Origin of the sequence: Campylobacter concisus (assembly GCF_002913545.1) — a bacterium.
Taxonomy (GTDB): domain Bacteria; phylum Campylobacterota; class Campylobacteria; order Campylobacterales; family Campylobacteraceae; genus Campylobacter_A; species Campylobacter_A concisus_AV.
In genome coordinates, this window is sequence record NZ_PPBR01000081.1 from 1 (window position 1) to 438 (window position 438).

Annotated in this window: 1 protein-coding gene; it reads left to right on the top strand. The window is 40.9% G+C overall.

The features are described 5' to 3' along the window. Positions 1-76: 76 nt before the first annotated feature. A partial coding sequence (gene purN, locus CYP05_RS04730) for a phosphoribosylglycinamide formyltransferase (protein WP_275935744.1) occupies positions 77-438 on the top strand: 362 nt, incomplete at its 3' end.

The following is a 438-nucleotide window of genomic DNA, read 5'->3' on the forward strand; positions in this document are numbered from 1 at the left end:
CTCATGCGCTTAGCCTTAGAAATTTTGACAAAAACAGCTACGCGCTGGAGCCAACAGATATCATCAAAGGAGTAAAATGCTTACGAAAAAGATAGCCGTGCTTTTTAGCGGCAGTGGCTCAAATTTAGAAGCGATACTTAAAAAAGTTCATAATCAAATTTTTAACGGCGTAAAGATCGAAGTTTGCCTTTGTATCTGCAATAAACCTGGTGCATTTGGTATCGAGCGAGCTAAGAAATTTGGGCTTGAGACGACGATAATAGAGAGTGCTAAATTTAAAAACCGTGAGGAATTTGACGCTGTTTTGGTGGAGCAAATTTTAAAAAGTGGGGCCGATCTAACGGTGCTTGCAGGCTTTATGAGGATACTAACGCCAGTTTTTACGGCGCAGATAAAAGCCATAAACCTTCACCCATCTATCCTGCCACTTTTTAAGGG